This window comes from Parolsenella sp. (genome assembly GCF_982402205.1).
On the sequence record NZ_CEVYAT010000004.1, the window covers coordinates 15,490 to 31,237 of the forward strand.

The 15,748-nt window shown below is 66.3% G+C and carries 10 protein-coding genes and 1 pseudogene; 9 read left to right on the forward strand and 2 right to left on the reverse strand.

Annotated elements, in window-relative coordinates; all coding sequences use genetic code 11:
• Positions 1 to 176: 176 nt before the first annotated feature.
• The 5 genes from pheS (at position 177) to AC1VTH_RS00690 (ending at position 7,170) form a co-directional block, all read left to right on the forward strand.
• Positions 177 to 1,253 (forward strand): phenylalanine--tRNA ligase subunit alpha, encoded by a 1,077-nt coding sequence (gene pheS / locus AC1VTH_RS00670; RefSeq protein WP_293673528.1) that lies wholly within the window; start codon positions 177 to 179, stop codon positions 1,251 to 1,253.
• A 54-nt stretch (positions 1,254 to 1,307) separates the two neighbouring features.
• Positions 1,308 to 3,770, forward strand: a complete 2,463-nt coding sequence (gene pheT, locus AC1VTH_RS00675) for a phenylalanine--tRNA ligase subunit beta (RefSeq protein ID WP_481334160.1) — start codon at positions 1,308 to 1,310, stop codon at positions 3,768 to 3,770.
• Positions 3,771 to 3,980: 210 nt separating this feature from the next.
• Positions 3,981 to 4,802: a hypothetical protein gene (locus tag AC1VTH_RS00680; RefSeq protein WP_481334162.1), complete on the forward strand. Its 822-nt coding sequence runs from the start codon at positions 3,981 to 3,983 to the stop codon at positions 4,800 to 4,802.
• A gap of 190 nt (positions 4,803 to 4,992) precedes the next feature.
• Positions 4,993 to 5,727: a GntR family transcriptional regulator gene (locus AC1VTH_RS00685; protein WP_481334164.1), complete on the forward strand. Its 735-nt coding sequence runs from the start codon at positions 4,993 to 4,995 to the stop codon at positions 5,725 to 5,727.
• 252 nt (positions 5,728 to 5,979) lie between these two features.
• Positions 5,980 to 7,170, forward strand: a complete 1,191-nt coding sequence (locus AC1VTH_RS00690; protein ID WP_481334166.1) for an iron-containing alcohol dehydrogenase family protein — start codon at positions 5,980 to 5,982, stop codon at positions 7,168 to 7,170.
• Positions 7,171 to 7,421: 251 nt separating this feature from the next.
• Here AC1VTH_RS00690 and pyk read toward each other — a convergent pair whose 3' ends face one another.
• Complete coding sequence (pyk, locus tag AC1VTH_RS00695) at positions 7,422 to 8,876, reverse strand: pyruvate kinase (protein ID WP_293826698.1); 1,455 nt, start codon at positions 8,874 to 8,876, stop codon at positions 7,422 to 7,424.
• A gap of 148 nt (positions 8,877 to 9,024) precedes the next feature.
• Positions 9,025 to 10,017, reverse strand: a complete 993-nt coding sequence (locus AC1VTH_RS00700) for a 2-hydroxyacid dehydrogenase (RefSeq protein ID WP_293674122.1) — start codon at positions 10,015 to 10,017, stop codon at positions 9,025 to 9,027.
• Between the two features lie 401 nt (positions 10,018 to 10,418).
• On the opposite strand from AC1VTH_RS00700, the gene AC1VTH_RS00705 reads away from it, so the two are divergent.
• The 4 genes and pseudogenes from AC1VTH_RS00705 to AC1VTH_RS00720 form a co-directional block, all read left to right on the forward strand.
• Positions 10,419 to 13,094, forward strand: coding sequence for a cation-translocating P-type ATPase (locus AC1VTH_RS00705; RefSeq protein WP_481334170.1), 2,676 nt, complete (start codon positions 10,419 to 10,421; stop codon positions 13,092 to 13,094).
• 4 nt (positions 13,095 to 13,098) lie between these two features.
• On the forward strand, positions 13,099 to 14,286 hold the full coding sequence (gene rsgA, locus AC1VTH_RS00710; RefSeq protein ID WP_481334172.1) for a ribosome small subunit-dependent GTPase A: 1,188 nt from the start codon (positions 13,099 to 13,101) through the stop codon (positions 14,284 to 14,286).
• Between the two features lie 418 nt (positions 14,287 to 14,704).
• A complete protein-coding gene (locus AC1VTH_RS00715) occupies positions 14,705 to 15,424 on the forward strand; it encodes an SAF domain-containing protein (protein WP_481334173.1) in 720 nt (239 codons plus the stop codon).
• Positions 15,424 to 15,748: pseudogene (locus AC1VTH_RS00720) on the forward strand (hypothetical protein); the annotation flags it as partial. The gene AC1VTH_RS00715 and the pseudogene AC1VTH_RS00720, both read left to right, overlap by 1 nt.

The following is a 15,748-nucleotide window of genomic DNA, read 5'->3' on the forward strand; positions in this document are numbered from 1 at the left end:
GGACAAAGTGGGTACGCCGGGCACGACATCCGGCGGCCAAGCAAGGTGGTACCGCGGACACACGAAATCATCCGCCCTTGCTCGCAAGCATCGCGAGCAAGGGCGGTTTTTTTATTGCCGTAGCAGGCTCGCACCGAGGCGGGTGAATGCCCGCAGACGAAAGGGGCAAAGAAGCAATGACGATCATCGACGACCTCAAGGCCATCGAGGCCGAGGCGGCCAAGGGCATCGGCGGGGTTGCAGACCTGGCCGAGCTCGACCGCATCCGCGTGGCCGTGACGGGCAAGAAGGGTTCGCTCACCGGCGTGCTGCGCCAGATGGGCCAGCTGAGCCCCGAGGACCGCCCGCGCGTGGGCAAGCTCGCCAACGAGGTTCGCGGCCGCATCGAGGCCTCCCTCGAGGAGCGCCGCCACGAGCTCGAGCACGCCGCCCTCGAGGCCCGCATCGCCGCCGACTCGGTCGACGTGACGCTGCCCGGTCGCGTCCCCAACGTGGGCACCGAGCACCTCATCTCGCAGATCATCGAGGAGATCGAGCAAATCTTCTGCGGCATGGGCTACACCGTCGAGGACGGTCCCTACATCGAGACGAGCTACTACAACTTCACTGCGCTCAACGCCCCGCTCGACCACCCGAGCCGCAGCGCCCGCGACACTTTCTACGTGCAGGACAACAACCCCGGCAGCCTCGACCACTCCGAGGTCCACGCCAACGGCGAGTCCGACATCCTGCTGCGCACGCAGACCTCGGGCGTCCAGGCGCATACCATGGAGAACCACCAGCCGCCCATCTACATGATCTGCCCGGGCACGGTCTTCCGTCCCGACACCCCCGACGCCTGCCACCTGCCGCAGTTCAACCAGATCGAGGGCCTGGTCGTCGACGAGGGAATCACCTTCGGCGACCTCAAGGGCACGCTCGACTACTTCTGCCGCGAGATGTTCGGCAAGGACCGCGCCACGCGCTACCGCCCGCACTTCTTCCCGTTCACCGAGCCCAGCTGCGAGGTCGACGTGTCGTGCGGCGTCTGCGGCGGCAAGGGCTGCCGCTTCTGCAAGGGCACCGGCTGGCTCGAGATTCTGGGCTGCGGCATGGTCGATCCCAACGTGCTCGACAACTGCGGCGTCGACCACGAGAAGTACACGGGCTTTGCCTTTGGCATCGGCGCCGAGCGCGTCGCGGCCCTGCGCTACGACCTGCCCGACCTGCGCATGCTCATGACCGGTGACATGCGCTTCCTGTCCCAGTTCTAGTGCGAGCACCTCACAAACCCGCACGCCTCACGCGCAACAGAAAGGCTTACACGAATGCGCATTTCATATGAGTGGCTCGGCTCCATGGTGGACCTGCCCGCCGACCCGCACGTCCTCTACACCGAGCTGATTCGCACCGGCACCGAGGTCGAGACGATCGAGCGCCTCGGCGCAGACCTCGACCACGTCGTCGTGGGCCAGGTCGTCTCCAAGCAGCCGCACCCCGACTCCGACCACATGTGGCTCTGCAAGGTCTCCGTGGGCGACAAGAACCTGGACGAGCAGGGCAGGCCCACCCCGCTGCAGATCGTCTGCGGCGCCCAGAACTTCGAGGAGGGCGACAAGATCGTCGTCGCGATGATCGGCGCCGTGCTGCCCGGCGATCTCAAGATCAAGAAGAGCAAGCTGCGCGGCGTCGAGTCCTGCGGCATGAACTGCTCCGAACGCGAGCTTGGCCTGGGCGGCGAACACTCCGGCATCATGATCCTGCCCGAGGACGCTCCCGTGGGCATGCCCTTCACCGACTACCGCGGTACCTCCGACACGGTGCTCGACTGCGAGATCACGCCCAACCGTCCCGACTGCCTGTCCTACGTGGGTATGGCCACCGAGGTGGGCGCCGTACTCGACGAGGACACCCACATCGAGCTGCCCGCGATCCAGCACGAGGAGGGCCCCAAGAGCGCGGACCTCGTCGACGTCACGATCGCCGACACCGAGCTGTGCAGCCGCTACGTCGCCCGCGTGGTGCGCGGCGTCAAGATCGGCCCGTCGCCCGAGTGGCTCGCCCGTCGCGTCATCGCCGCCGGCAGCCGTCCCATCAACAACGTCGTGGACGTCACCAACTACGTGATGTACCTCACCGGCCAGCCGCTGCACGCATTTGACCTGGGCAAGCTCTCCGAGCGCGATGGCAAGCGCCACATCGTCGTGCGCGCCGCCCGCGAGGGCGAGCAGCTCACCACGCTCGACAACCAGGACCGCGTGCTCACCTCCGACATGGCCGTCATCACCGACGACGGCGAGCGCCCGGTGGCCCTGGCCGGCGTCATGGGCGGCCTCAACTCCGAGATCGACGACACCACGGTCGACGTCCTGCTCGAGAGCGCCTGCTTCGACAAGAGCCACATCTCGCGCACGAGCCGCAATCTCAACCTCATGAGCGAGGCCTCGATCCGCTTCGAGCGCCAGGTCGACGCCGCCAACTGCGAGGAGGTCGCCGACATCGCCGCCGCCCTCTTCGAGAGCTGCTGCGGCGCCACCGTCTGCCGCGGCCGCGTTGACGAGTACCCCATGCCCGTCAAGGCCGCCCGCATCGCCCTGCGCGGCGACCGTGTGCGCAGCGTCTGCGGTGCCCCCATCACCAACGACGAGATTGCCCACCTGCTCGAGCGCCTGGGCTGTGCCGTTGTGCCGCAGAAGGGTGGCAACGACTTCGAGGTCGTGGCGCCCACGAGCCGACCGGACCTCACCCGCGAGGCCGACCTCATCGAGGAGGTCCTACGCCTGTGGGACATGGACCGCGTCGAGCCCACGCTGCCCGGTGCCAAGAACCACCACGGTGGTCTCACGGTTGACCAGCAGCGCATGCAACTCATTGGCCGCACGCTGCGCTCCTGCGGCCTCTCCGAGACCTTCACCTACTGCTTCGCCGAGGACGGCGACCTCGAGCGCGCCAACATCACCGAGGTTGGCCGCGGTGTGCCCGTGCGCATCATGAACCCGCTGCTCGCCAACAATTCCGAGATGCGCCGCTCGATCCTGCCGGGCCTGCTGCGCAGCGTGGCCTACAACCACGACCACGGCGTGCCCGACGTTGCCCTCTACGAGCAGGGCCGCGTCTTCTTTGGCCATGAGAAGCGCACGCTTCCCGACGAGCCGCGCTACGTCTGCGGCGTGCTCTCCGGCGCCTGGGGCCTCGACGGCTGGAACGAGAAGCACCAGCCCCTCGACTTCTTCGACGCCAAGGGCGTGGTCGAGCGCCTGCTGCAGGCCCTGCGCGTCACCAAGGTGCGCTTCAAGGTGGCAGACCCCGAGCAGTACCCGTGGCTGCAGCCCGGCCGTGCGGCCGAGGTCTACGCCGGCGGCGAGCTACTTGGCTGGGTGGGCAACGTGCACCCCACGAGCCTTGCCAGCTTTGGCATCGACGCCGACGTTGTGGCCTTCGAGCTGTCCGAGCAGCACCTGCTGCGCCTTGCCGCCCGCGAGCTGCCCTACCAGGACGTGCCCACGCTGCCGGCCATCACGCACGACCTCGCCATCGTGGTTGACGAGGACGTCACCTGCGAGATGCTCATGCAGCGCATCACGAGTGCCGGGGGCAAGCTGCTCGAGAGCGCCCGCCTGTTCGACGTCTACCGCGACCCGGTGCGCGTTGGCCTGGGCAAGAAATCCATGGCCTTCCAGCTGACCTATCGCGCGAGTGATCACACGCTCACGAGCGACGAGGTCGAGCGCGCCCACGAGAAGCTCGTGACCAAGGTCTGCCGCTCCACTGGCGGCGAGGTCCGCGGCTAGCGGCTGCCCGTCTCATATGCTCCGCTGGGGGCGAGTCCGTGCAAGCGGGCTCGCCCCCCTCGATCTGGGACAATACCTGCCTGAGCAACTGTTCCAATCTGGGACAATAAGTGCCTGGGCAACTGTCCCACATCTCCAGCCGCGTAAGCGTTTGGTTGCGGCCGCGCGCGGATGGCTGACCCCTCGCAGACACGTGCTACCATTAGGCCCATGCCTAGTTGGAACATACATATCGCTCACACCCAGCGCCTTCTTGCCACGGGACCGCTCTCGGACTTTGGCATCCGCGACGCCAACGCCTTCCTATTTGGCAATCTCGTGCCAGACGTCTACGTGGGATACATGCTGCCCAAGCCCTCGGGTATCCTGCCCTACCAGCTCACCCACTTCGCTGACCCCTGCTCCATCCCCATCCCGCGCGAGCGCGAGTTCTGGGACCTCTACGTGGAGCCTGCGCGCAAGTTGCCCACAGACGTTCCTCTAGGCCCCGCGAACATCACGGTGGAGGAGGGCGTGGAGATCTCAAAGGCGGGTGGTCATTTTGTCATTCCCGCCAAACCTGCTGTTCATGAGCGCGTCGAAACCCTGCTTAACAGCCCTGGCTACCGCGCGAGTGACGTGGTGTTGGGCGCCTGGGCGCACCTCATGTGCGACAACGCCTACAACACCGCCACGCATGCCTGGCTGCAGGAGTATCGCGTGCCGGCTGGCGAGCGCACGCGCATTCGCAAGCAGGGCGACTTCGACAAGTACGGGCACACCCTGCCCATCACCCTCACGTGCAAGGCCACGCCCGAGCTCATCGAGCAGACGACGGCGTTTCCGCAGTATTCGGTGGGTAAGGTGGACGTCGAGAGGTCGTGCGACGTGGTCGAGGGAATCGTGCGCAGCAACCAGGAGCACCACATCGACGGCGTGCCAGACTACAGCCTCTTCACCGAGGAGTTCTTCCACGAGGTCTTCGAGCATGCCCACGAGTGCCTCATTCAGCGCCTGTCGGAATATGGCAAGCGCTTCTCGGCCTCTATGTAAGGACTTACAAAAGGTTGGAAAGCATAACAAATTTGCAGCTCAGCGTAGGTTGACCACTCTGTGAATTGGCAACTGTTGAGTTGGTGGAAGAGTCTTGCTCGCGTTAAACTTCAACGTGTATTGGTCAACTGGTCAAGTTGACGCAGCCGGCGCACGTGTCGTCGCGGCGCCCACGAGGAAGGCCCGAGCAATGTCGGACTTCGAGAAGAAGGACACCTCGCTTCTCTACGTGCAGGTGGCCGACTACGTCCGCGAGAAGATCTACTCCAAGGAGTGGGGCGTCGACGAGCGCATTCCCTCCGAGCACGAGCTCATGGCGATGCTGCACCTGTCGCGCGGCACCGTGCAGAAGGGCATCCGCTCCCTGGTTGAGGAAGGGCTGCTCGTGCAGCAGCGCGGCCGCGGTACCTTCGTCATCGAGCCGGTCATGGCGCGCCCCTCGGGCAACAAGCTCCACTCCTTCGCCGAGTCGATGACCGAGCAGGGCATCGAGTTCACCACCAAGGTGGTCGACAAGCGCATCGAGCGCGCGAGCCGCGTGTGCGCCCGCAGCCTGCAGATCGCCGAGGGGTCGCCCTACCTCTACCTCATGCGCGTGCGCTTCGTCGAGGACGAGCCGGTCATGCTCATCGAGAGCCGCGTGAACCTCGAGCCGTGCCCTGGCCTCGAGAACATCGACTTCGAGCGCGAGGGCCTGTTCGACGCCGTCGAGCGCACGAGTGGCCAGTCGATTGGCGCTGCCGAGATGACCTACAGCGCCCGCGCCGCCGGCAAGAAGCGCGGCCGCTGGCTGCGCTGCGGCGAGTGCTCCCCGGTGCTCGACCTCGACCAACTCGTTCGCCTCGACGACGGCACGCCCGTCGAGTGGGGCAGCGTCTGGATGCCGGCCAACCGCTGCGTCATCAGCTCGGTGCGCACGCGTTAGGGCTTCTCGACTGCTAGGGTTTCTCGACCATCGCTGCGCCATGTCTCCATCCTGCGCACCCGCTTTTACGTGCTAGAAGGCCGCTGAGCGCGTAGAAACGGGTGCGCGAGTTTGCTGGATGCGTAGGAATGGGTGTTCGGTGAGAAGGACGCCGCGCCCGCCGCTCGCGTAATAGAGCCTTTTCAGTTTGGGCCGTCCCTCGGTATCAGACTAGAATGGTCAAATGTCTGATGTCGAGGGAGGCCTTTTCTTATGGAACTTACCAGCACCAACTATCTTCCCAGCTATACCGTGGGCGTCGACGCCTACAAGGCTGTGGCGCAGGTCACGCGCCGCTTTGGCACGCGCGCGGTGGTCATTGGCGGCAAGACCGCCATGGAGAAGGCTGCTCCGCGCCTCATCGCCGCGCTTGAGGGCACGGACACCACGGTCACGGACTGCATCTGGTACGGCGGCCAGCCCCGCCACAGTGTTGCCGCTGAGCTTGCACAAGACCCACGCGTGCTCGCGGCCGATATGGTCTTTGGCATGGGCGGCGGCCGCGCCATCGATGAGACCAAGGAGATCGCCGAGCTTGCTGGCAAGCCGCTCTTCACGTTCCCCACGGTGGCGTCCAACTGCGCGCCCGTGACGGCCATCGGCGTCTTCTACAAGGACGATGGCTCGGTCAACAACTACTTCTTCCCCTCCGAGCCGCCCATCCATTCCTTCATTGACACGCAGGTCATCTCCGAGAGTCCCGACGACTACTTCTGGGCGGGCATCGGCGACGCCCTCTCCAAGCAGCCCGAGGTGGAGTTGTCGAGCCGTGACCTCGACCTGCCCCACACCCCGCTCATGGGTCGCGCGCTGGCCGTCTCCTGCGAGCGCCCGCTGTTCGACTGCGGCGCCAAGGCCCTGGCCGACAAGCGCGCCCGCACCTCGAGCTACGAGCTCGAGCAGGTCATCCTTGACATCATCATCTCGACGGGCCTCGTCTCGAACATGACCACGAACCTCGCGGCCAAGCAGGGCGCCTACTACTTCAACTCGAGCACGGCCCACGCCTTCTACAACGCCTACACGGGCATGGGCGAGGCGGCTGGCCGCCACCTGCACGGCGAGGTCGTCTCGTTTGGCGTGCTCGTGCTCAAGGCGTTCGACGACGCGCCTGAGGACCTTGCGCGCTTTGCCGCACACAACCGCGAGCTGGGTCTGCCCGTGACGCTCGCCGACATCGAGTGCGGGCGCGAGGCGCTTGCGGGCATCGTCGAGCGCGCCCAGGCAACCAACGAGTGGGGTCGTGCCCCCTACGGCTTTACGCCGGAGCGCTTCGAGCAGGCCATCCTCGACGCCGACGCCTACGGCCGGGCCCTCAAGGTGGGAGACGTCGCCGCGCAGGCCGCCGCGCTTGCCGCCGTGCACGAGCACCGCTGCATGGAGCCCACGCCCCGCAAGCTCTAGCACTTACGCGTGCGCGCCTTGAGCACCCTCTATTACGCGCCAGGAGGCCGCTGAGCACGTAATAGCGGGTGCCCAAGGTGATGGAGCGCGCAGAAATGGGTGCGAGGCGTTGCGAGCGCTCGCTGCTGGGATGGCGGGCGCGAGGCATCGCGAACATTCTCTGCCGAGATGACGCACAAGAAAACGCCCCGGGAGGCCAGGCCTTCCGGGGCGTTGCGTTGGCGCTTGCGAGTGCGCGAAATATCTAAGAGCTACTTCTTGAGCCCGGGCACCTGGGCAACGAGCAGCATGTTCGTCGAGGTGATGTAGTCGCCTTGGGAGGGGGCGGTGTGCGGGTCGCCAGCGGTGACGCAGACGAGGTCGCCAGCCTCGACGAGGCCGTTCTCGAGGGCGAGCGTCAGGGCCTGCTTGACCGTCTCGTCGATGGCGCCCTGAGCGGTTCCCTTGAGCACCGTGACGCCCCAGTAGAAGCAGCACTTGCGGACGGTCTCCTCGTGCGGGGAGACGGCGAAGATCGGCAGCTCGGGGCGGAAGTTAGAGATGAGGCGGGCGGTGCGTCCAGACTCGGTCGGGGTCAGGATGCACTTGGCGCCCACGCGGTTGGCCGTGGTGACAGCGGCAAAGCCGATGGAGCCGTTGACGTCGCGCACGCCGCCGCGCTGGTGGTAGTCGTGGCGCTCCTGCAGGTACTGCTCGGTCTCACGGGCGATGGAGGCCATCATCTTGACGGCCTCGACCGGGTACTTGCCGGCAGCGGTCTCACCGGAGAGCATGACGCAGTCCGTGCCGTCCATGATGGCGTTGGCGACGTCGTTGACCTCGGCGCGCGTCGGGCGCGGGTTGCGGATCATGGAGTCGAGCATCTGGGTGGCGGTGATGACCGGCTTGTAGGCCTTGTTGCACTTGGCGATCATCATCTTCTGGGCGTGCGGCACCTTCTCGGGCGGAATCTCGATGCCCAGATCGCCGCGGGCGACCATGACGCCGCTGGAGTGCTCCAGGATGTCGTCGAAGTTCTCGATGCCCAGAGCGCACTCAATCTTGGGATAGATCGAGACGTTGTCGCGGCCGTGCTCGTGGCAGATCTGGCGGATCTCCTCGACGCCCTTGCCGTCGCGGATGAACGAGGCGGCGATGGCGTCGATGCCCAGCTCGCAGCCAAAGATGATGTCCTCGCGGTCACGCTCGGTGACGGCCGGTAGCGAGATGTCGACGCCCGGGATGTTCACGCCCTTGTGCTCGCCCAGGTCGCCGGCGTTGGCCAGCGTGCAGTGGATGTCGGTGCCCTCGACGGAGTCGACCACGAAGTCGAGCAGGCCGTCGTCGATCAGGATGTGGTCGCCGGCAGAGACCTCGTTGGGGAGGTTCTTGAAGTCGAGCGAGAAGCGCTCGTGGTTGCCCACGACGCCGTCGTCGGTGGTGATGATGGTCTTGTCGCCGGTCTCGAAGTGGACCTTCTCGCCGTTCTCGAGCACGCCCGTGCGGACCTCGGGGCCCTTGGTGTCGAGAAGGATGGCCACGGGGATGCCCAGCTCGGCGGAGACCCTGCGCACGCGCTCGACGCCCGCGCGGTGGTAGTCGTGGCTACCGTGCGAGAAGTTGAAGCGCGCGACGTTCATGCCGGCCTTGATGAGCTCGCGCAGCACGTCCTCGCTCTCGGTGGACGGTCCCATGGTGCAAACGATCTTGGTCTTCTTGGACTGCATTTCTTTCCTTTCGTGTGACGTACGCCGGGCCTCCTGCCAGGCATACGGGGGCGGATTGGGGGTTATCCGCCTGCTCGACCCGTGCTCGTTTGGCTTGGGTCTCTCTTATAAAAGGCGCCGCCCCGTGGGGACGACGCCTGGGTGCCTGCTAGCAGACGACTGCGGCCTTGGGGAGCTCCTCGCCGTTGGCGAACGCCGTGGCGTTGTCGAGCGTCGTCTTGGCGATGGAGGCCAAGGCCTCCTTGGTGAAGAACGCTTGGTGGCTCGTCATGACCACGTTGGGGAACGAGCAGAGCGTCGAGGTAACCGACTCGATGATCGTGTTCGAGCGGTTGCGGAAGACGTTGTCGCCCTCCTCCTCGTAGACGTCGAGACCGGCCGCGCCGATCTTGCCGGAGCGGATGCCCTCGATGAGGGCGTTGGTGTCGACCAGGCCGCCGCGGGCGGTGTTGATGAAAATGACGCCCTGCTTCATCTTGTCGATGGCGTCGGCGTTGATCATGTGGCGGTTGGAGTCGAACAGCGGGCAGTGCAGCGAGATGAGGTCGCTGCGGCGCAGCAGCTCGTCGAGCTCGACGTACTCGACCATGCCCTCGAGGGAGGGGTTCTGGTAGACGTCGTAGCCCAGGACCTTCATGCCAAAGCCGTTGCAGATGCGCACCATGGCGGCGCCGATCTTGCCGGTGCCCACGATGCCGGCCGTCTTGCCGTGGAGGTTCACGCCAAGCAGGCCCTGCAGGGAGAAGTCGTTCTCGCGCACGCGGGCGTAGCCCTTGTGGATGCGGCGGGCGGCGCACAGGCCCAGGCCGATGGCCTGCTCGGCGATGGCCTCGGGCGAGTAGGCCGGGACGCGCAAGACGGTCATGCCGAGGTCCTTGGCGACAGCGACGTTCACGGCGTCGAAGCCGGCGGAGCGCATGAGCACGAGCTTGACGTCAAACCCGCGCAGGATTTCGAGCGCCATGGCCGAGGCGTCGGAGTTGACGAAGGCGCACACGGCGTCGTAGCCGCGGGCGAGGGAGGCTGTGACCGGCGAGAGGTCGGCCTCGATGTAGTCAACCTTGATGTTGGGGTAGTTCTTGAGTTGGGAGTCGAAGGACTCGCGGTCGTAGTCACGGGCGTCGTAGAACAGAATCTTCATACGTCTCCTCTTTCCGTGTCCCCTTCCCCGGGACACAAGATCGATGTGATTACCGCCTAGGAATTGTAACGCGCAATTTAATCGCTCAACCGCCCAATCATGTAAAGCTTGCAATTAAAACCGCAGCTAGATGTGGTTGTACAGGGGAGAGTGGCCATTTCCTTACCATTTTAAGAGCGTAACCTATCGCTGTTTTCGGTAAGCGTTTGAGAAGGTGCCGCTCGCCCGCGCAAGGAGGGCACCCGTTCGGGGTATCATCATGCCTATGCCGCGCGGGGCACATCGCCTCGCGTGTAAGACATGCGCTTGCCATGGCAGCCTTGATGAGCCCTTGCCCTTCCTGGGAATTATGATCGGGCATCAATCTGGCGGGTGCCCACAAACCCAGGAAGGGGACTCACGTGAGAGAGTATCTGTCGTGTGCCGATGACGTGCTCGCCGAGCTGTCGACGAGCGCCACGGACGGCCTGAGCGCGGACGAGGCGGCCAAGCGTCTTGCCGCAGATGGCCCCAACAAGCTCAAAGAGCAGCCCAAGACCCCGATGTGGATTCGCTTCTTCCAGCAGATGGCGGACCCCATGGTCATCATGCTGCTGGTCGCGGCCGTGATCAGTGCCGTCACCGGCGCCATCCAGGGCGAGATCGACTTTGCCGACGTCGCCATCATCCTCACCGTCGTCATCATCAATTCGGCGCTGGGCGTAATCCAGGAGGCCAAGAGCGAGGAGGCCCTGGCGGCCCTGCAGGAGATGAGCGCCGCGCAGTCCAAGGTCATCCGCGACGGCAAGCTCGTGAGCCTGCACTCCTCCGAGCTCGTGCGCGGCGACGTTGTGCTGCTCGAGGCCGGCGACTCGGTGCCGGCAGACTGCCGCATCCTCGAGAGCGCCACGATGAAGATTGAGGAAGCGGCCCTCACCGGCGAGTCCGTGCCGGTCGAGAAGCACGCCGAGGCCATCGCCCTCGAGGGCGACGACGTTGCCCTGGGCGACCGCAAGAACATGTGCTACATGGGCTCCACCGTGGTCTATGGCCGCGGCCGCGCCGTGGTGGTGGCCACCGGCATGGACACCGAGATGGGCAAGATCGCCGGCGCCCTCAACGAGGCCACCGAGGAGCTCACGCCGCTGCAGGTGAAGCTCGACGAGCTCTCCCACATCCTCACCAAGATGGTCGTCGCCATCTGCGTGGTCATCTTCGTGGTCGACGTCCTGCGCCATGGCTTTGGCAACATGGCCGCCGAGCCGAGCCTTCTGCTCAACACCTTCATGGTCGCGGTGTCGCTGGCCGTCGCCGCCATCCCCGAGGGCCTCGTGGCCGTCGTGACCATCGTGCTGTCGCTGGGCGTCACCAAGATGGCCAAGCGCCAGGCGATCATCCGCAACCTCAGTGCCGTCGAGACCCTCGGCTGCACCCAGGTGATCTGCTCGGACAAGACGGGCACGCTCACCCAGAACAAGATGACGGTCGTCAGGCACGAGCTCGCCGCGCCCGAGGAGAAGTTCCTCTCCGGCATGGCCCTGTGCAGCGACGCCAGGTGGGACGCCGAGGCCGGCGAGGCCGTGGGCGAGCCCACCGAGTGCGCCCTCGTGAACGACGCGGGCAAGGCGGGCCTCACGGGCCTTGCCGAGGAGCACCCGCGCGTGGGCGAGGCCCCGTTCGACTCGGGCCGCAAGATGATGTCCGTCGTGGTCGAGACGCTCGACGACGAGTACGAGCAGTACACCAAGGGCGCGCCTGACGTGGTGCTGGGCCTGTGCACGCACATCTACGAGGACGGCAGGGTCGTCCCGATGACCGAGGAGAGGCGCAACGAGCTCGTCGCCGCCAACAAGGCCATGGCCGACCAGGCCCTGCGCGTGCTGGCGCTGGCGTGCCGCCACTACGTCGAGAAGCCCGCCGATTTTGCCGCCGAGGCCCTCGAGCACGACCTTACCTTCTGCGGCCTCTCCGGCATGATCGACCCCGAGCGCCCCGAGGTGGCCGCCGCCATCGACGAGGCCCACACGGCCGGCATCCGCACCGTCATGATCACCGGCGACCACATTGACACCGCCGTGGCCATCGCCAAGAACCTTGGCATCATCACCGACCGCAGCCAGGCCATCACCGGCGCCGAGCTCGATCGCATGAGCGACGAGGAGCTCGACGCGCGCATCGAGGACTTTGGCGTCTACGCCCGCGTGCAGCCCGAGCACAAGACGCGCATCGTCGAGGCCTGGAAGAGCCGCGACATGATCGTGGCCATGACGGGCGACGGCGTGAACGATGCCCCCTCCATCAAGCGCGCTAACATCGGCGTGGGCATGGGCATCACCGGAACCGACGTCACCAAGAACGTGGCCGACATGGTGCTTGCAGACGACAACTTTGCCACGATCATCTCGGCGTGCGAGGAGGGCAGGCGCATCTATGACAACATCCGCAAGGTCATCCAGTTCCTGCTCTCGGCCAACCTCGCCGAGGTCTTCTCGGTGTTTATCGCCACGCTCGTGGGCTTCACGATCTTCCAGCCCGTGCAGCTGCTGTGGGTCAACCTCGTGACGGATTGCTTCCCGGCTCTGGCGCTGGGGATGGAGGACGCCGAGGGCGACATCATGCGCCGCAAGCCCCGCAAGGCCTCCGACGGCGTGTTCGCCGGTCACATGGGCATGGACTGCATCGTCCAGGGCATCGCGATTACGCTGCTGGTCCTCGCGAGCTTTTTCGTGGGCGTCTACTTTGACATGGGCTACATCAACATTGCCGACATGGTCGCTGGCACGGCCGACGAGGAAGGCGTGATGATGGCGTTCATTACGCTCAACATGGTCGAGATCTTCCACTGCTTCAACATGCGCAGCCGCCGCGCGTCGCTGTTCACCATGAAGAAGCAGAACTGGTGGCTGTGGGGCTCGGCCGCCATGGCGCTCGTCCTCACCGTGATCGTCACCGATGTCCCGGCGCTGGCCCAGATGTTCTTTGGTAACGTGACCCTTGAGCCGCGCGGCGTCATTTGCGCGCTGCTGATCGCACTGCTGATCATCCCCATCGTCGAGGTCTACAAGGCGATCATGCGCCATGTGGAGAAGGAGGCTTAAGCCTGTGGGCAAGAAGTCCCAAAAGGCCAGGTCCAAGGTTTCGTCGAGGCGTCGCTCCCACGGGGGCGGCGCCTCGCGCCCGTCTGCGGCAGACGTCATGGCGTCGCTGCCCCAGGTGGGCGAGCTCGAGAACGTGCCGGCGTTTGCAGACGTTGCGGCTACGGAGGCGCAGGTCGCGGCGCTTGCCCAGGCGCGCGAGCGAATTGCCGCGCGCCTGGGCGAGGAGGCCGCCGCGTGCGTTGAGTTGGGGTGCGTTGTGCGCCTCGACCGCGGCTTTCCGCTGGTGGCCTGCGAGGACGTGACGCTTCGCTGCGAGCACGCCCCCGAGTTTGCCAAGGGCGCGTCTGCCGAGGAGGGCATCATGCCCACGGTGGGCGACTGGGTAGCCGCGGCGGTGCCACCCGCGCACGACATGGGCGTGATCCACGAGGTGCTGCCGCGCAGGAACGCCTTCGCGCGCTGGCGCGGCGGCAGACGCGGCGAGTTCCAGACGCTCGCCGCGAATCTCGATGCGGTCATCGTGGTGGCGGCGTTGGGCGCCGGCGAGCTGCCCCTGGCGCGCATAGCCCGCTCGCTCGTGCTTGCCCGCGACTGCGGCGTGCGCCCCTGTGTGGTGCTCACGAAGGCAGACCGCAAGGGCAGCGAGGCAGACCTTGCCGTAGACGTGGCGCGCGTGCGGCGCCTGGTGGGTGAGGACGGCGACATCGTGGTGACGTCGTCGGTTGCGGGCGAGGGCTTGGGCGACGTGCGCGCCCTTGTGTCCGAGCGTCGCGTGGCCATGATTTTGGGTGAGAGCGGGGCGGGCAAGTCGACCCTGCTCAATGCTCTGCTGGGGGCCGACGCCCTGGCGACAGGCGCGGTGCGCGAGCGCGACGACATGGGCCGCCATACTACGGTGGCGCGCATGATGGTCAAGGTGCCGGGCGCGGGCGTTATCTGTGACGCGCCGGGCCTGCGCAGCCTGCCTCTGGTGGGCCACGAGCATGGCCTTGCCAAGGCGTTTCCCGAGATCGCGGAGCTTGCGCAGACGTGCCGCTTCCGCGACTGCACCCACGGCTCCGAGCCGGGGTGCGCGGTGCGTGAGGCGGCTGATGCCGGCGAGCTCGATGAGGTGAGGCTCGAGGCCTACCTGGCGCTTGCGGGCGAGATGCGCGCAAGCGCGGCCACGATCGACCCCGACGTGGTGCTGTAGCGTTCGCGAGGCGTGCAGGGCGTTGGTGCTTGCGCGGTGCTGTTGGCGCGGGCGCGCTTACGTGGCGTTGTGGGCACGCGCTACTGCGCGTGCGGATGCGGCCGCTGGTGCGTGGTGCCGGTGGGTCGCGGGAGCGTGACGCTGACGGGCTGTGCCCGCGTTGCCGGGCAAAGTTTTTCGCGTGGCGGCAGCGTTTCTCGGCTTCGTTTTTAAAAGTTATCAACAGGGCATTGAGCTGCTGTTTATTGGGTTATCAACAGGGTGGGCGAGGCGTTTTTGAAACGTCTCGCCCACTTTTTGTTGGATTGCTGCAAGGTTTGTGTCTGACGCCCCGGGACTTTCTGGCCCGAGGCGTCTTTTGCTGCGCGCGCTCGGGAGAAGATGGCCCCACGAGTAGTCGAGAGGGATGGGAGGGGCCATGAGGAGACGCGCGCGCATCGCGACGTCTGCGGCGTTTGGGGTGCTTGCGATGCTGCTCGCCGCAGGTGGCATGGAGTCTGTTCGGGCCGACGCCCAGCGGCAGCGCTCCGAGCTGCTCGCGCAGTACGGCGGCGACGTGGCGAGCCTCGTCGTGGCAAGGCGTGAGCTTGCCGCGGGCAGCGTGGTGGGCGAGGAGGACGTCGAGCAGAGGGACTGGCTCACCGACCTCGCCCCGGAGGGGTCCTTCACCGATGCGGCAGACGTCGTGGGGGCGCGGCTGTCGTCTCCCGTTGCCAAGGGGTCGCCGCTCACGGAGCTCGACGTGACGGAGCGGGCGACCTCCATCGAGGTGCCCGAGGGCCGCGTCGCGGTGACGGTGAGGCTTACGGATAGGGCCGGTGCCCCCGCCGAGGTGGCAAACGGCGCGCGCGTGCTGGTCTACGAGTCCGCGGACGCGGGCGTGCGGCTCATAACGGGCGATGCGGTGGCACTCGTGCCCTCGCAGGGGGTGGGGCTCGCAGGCGCGGGCGAGCGCTCGCTCACGCTGGCCGTGCTGCCCGCCGAGGTGGCAGACGTGCTGGCCGTCTCGGGTGCCGGGAGCCTACGGGTGGCCCTTCCCGCCGATGACGTTGACGAGGTGGCCTCTGCCGCCGCCTTGGGAAGTGGCGATGCCAAGGCGCCCGAGAGCGTAGGGGCGCAGACGGGAGATGGTGCGTGATGGCAACCTGGGTAATCTGTGCCGGCGTGTCGCAGTCCTCGGAGCTGGGCGAGTACGTGCGCTCGTGCGACGAGGCGGCGAGCGTCGTGTTCGAGCGCAGCCCCGTGCGCCTGCGCGGCCGCATGCGCGAGGACCTCGCGGGTGCGTGCGTCATCGTGGGCGAGGGCGTGGGAGGCCCCGACCCGGTGAACCTTGCCGCCGCGATTGCTGCCGACGGCAACGCCAGCGAGGTGTTCCTCGCGCTCGACTCCACCTCGGGATCCATGCGCTCGCGTGCCAAGCGCGCGGGCATTTCGCAAGTCATCACCAGCGCCGACTTCGCCG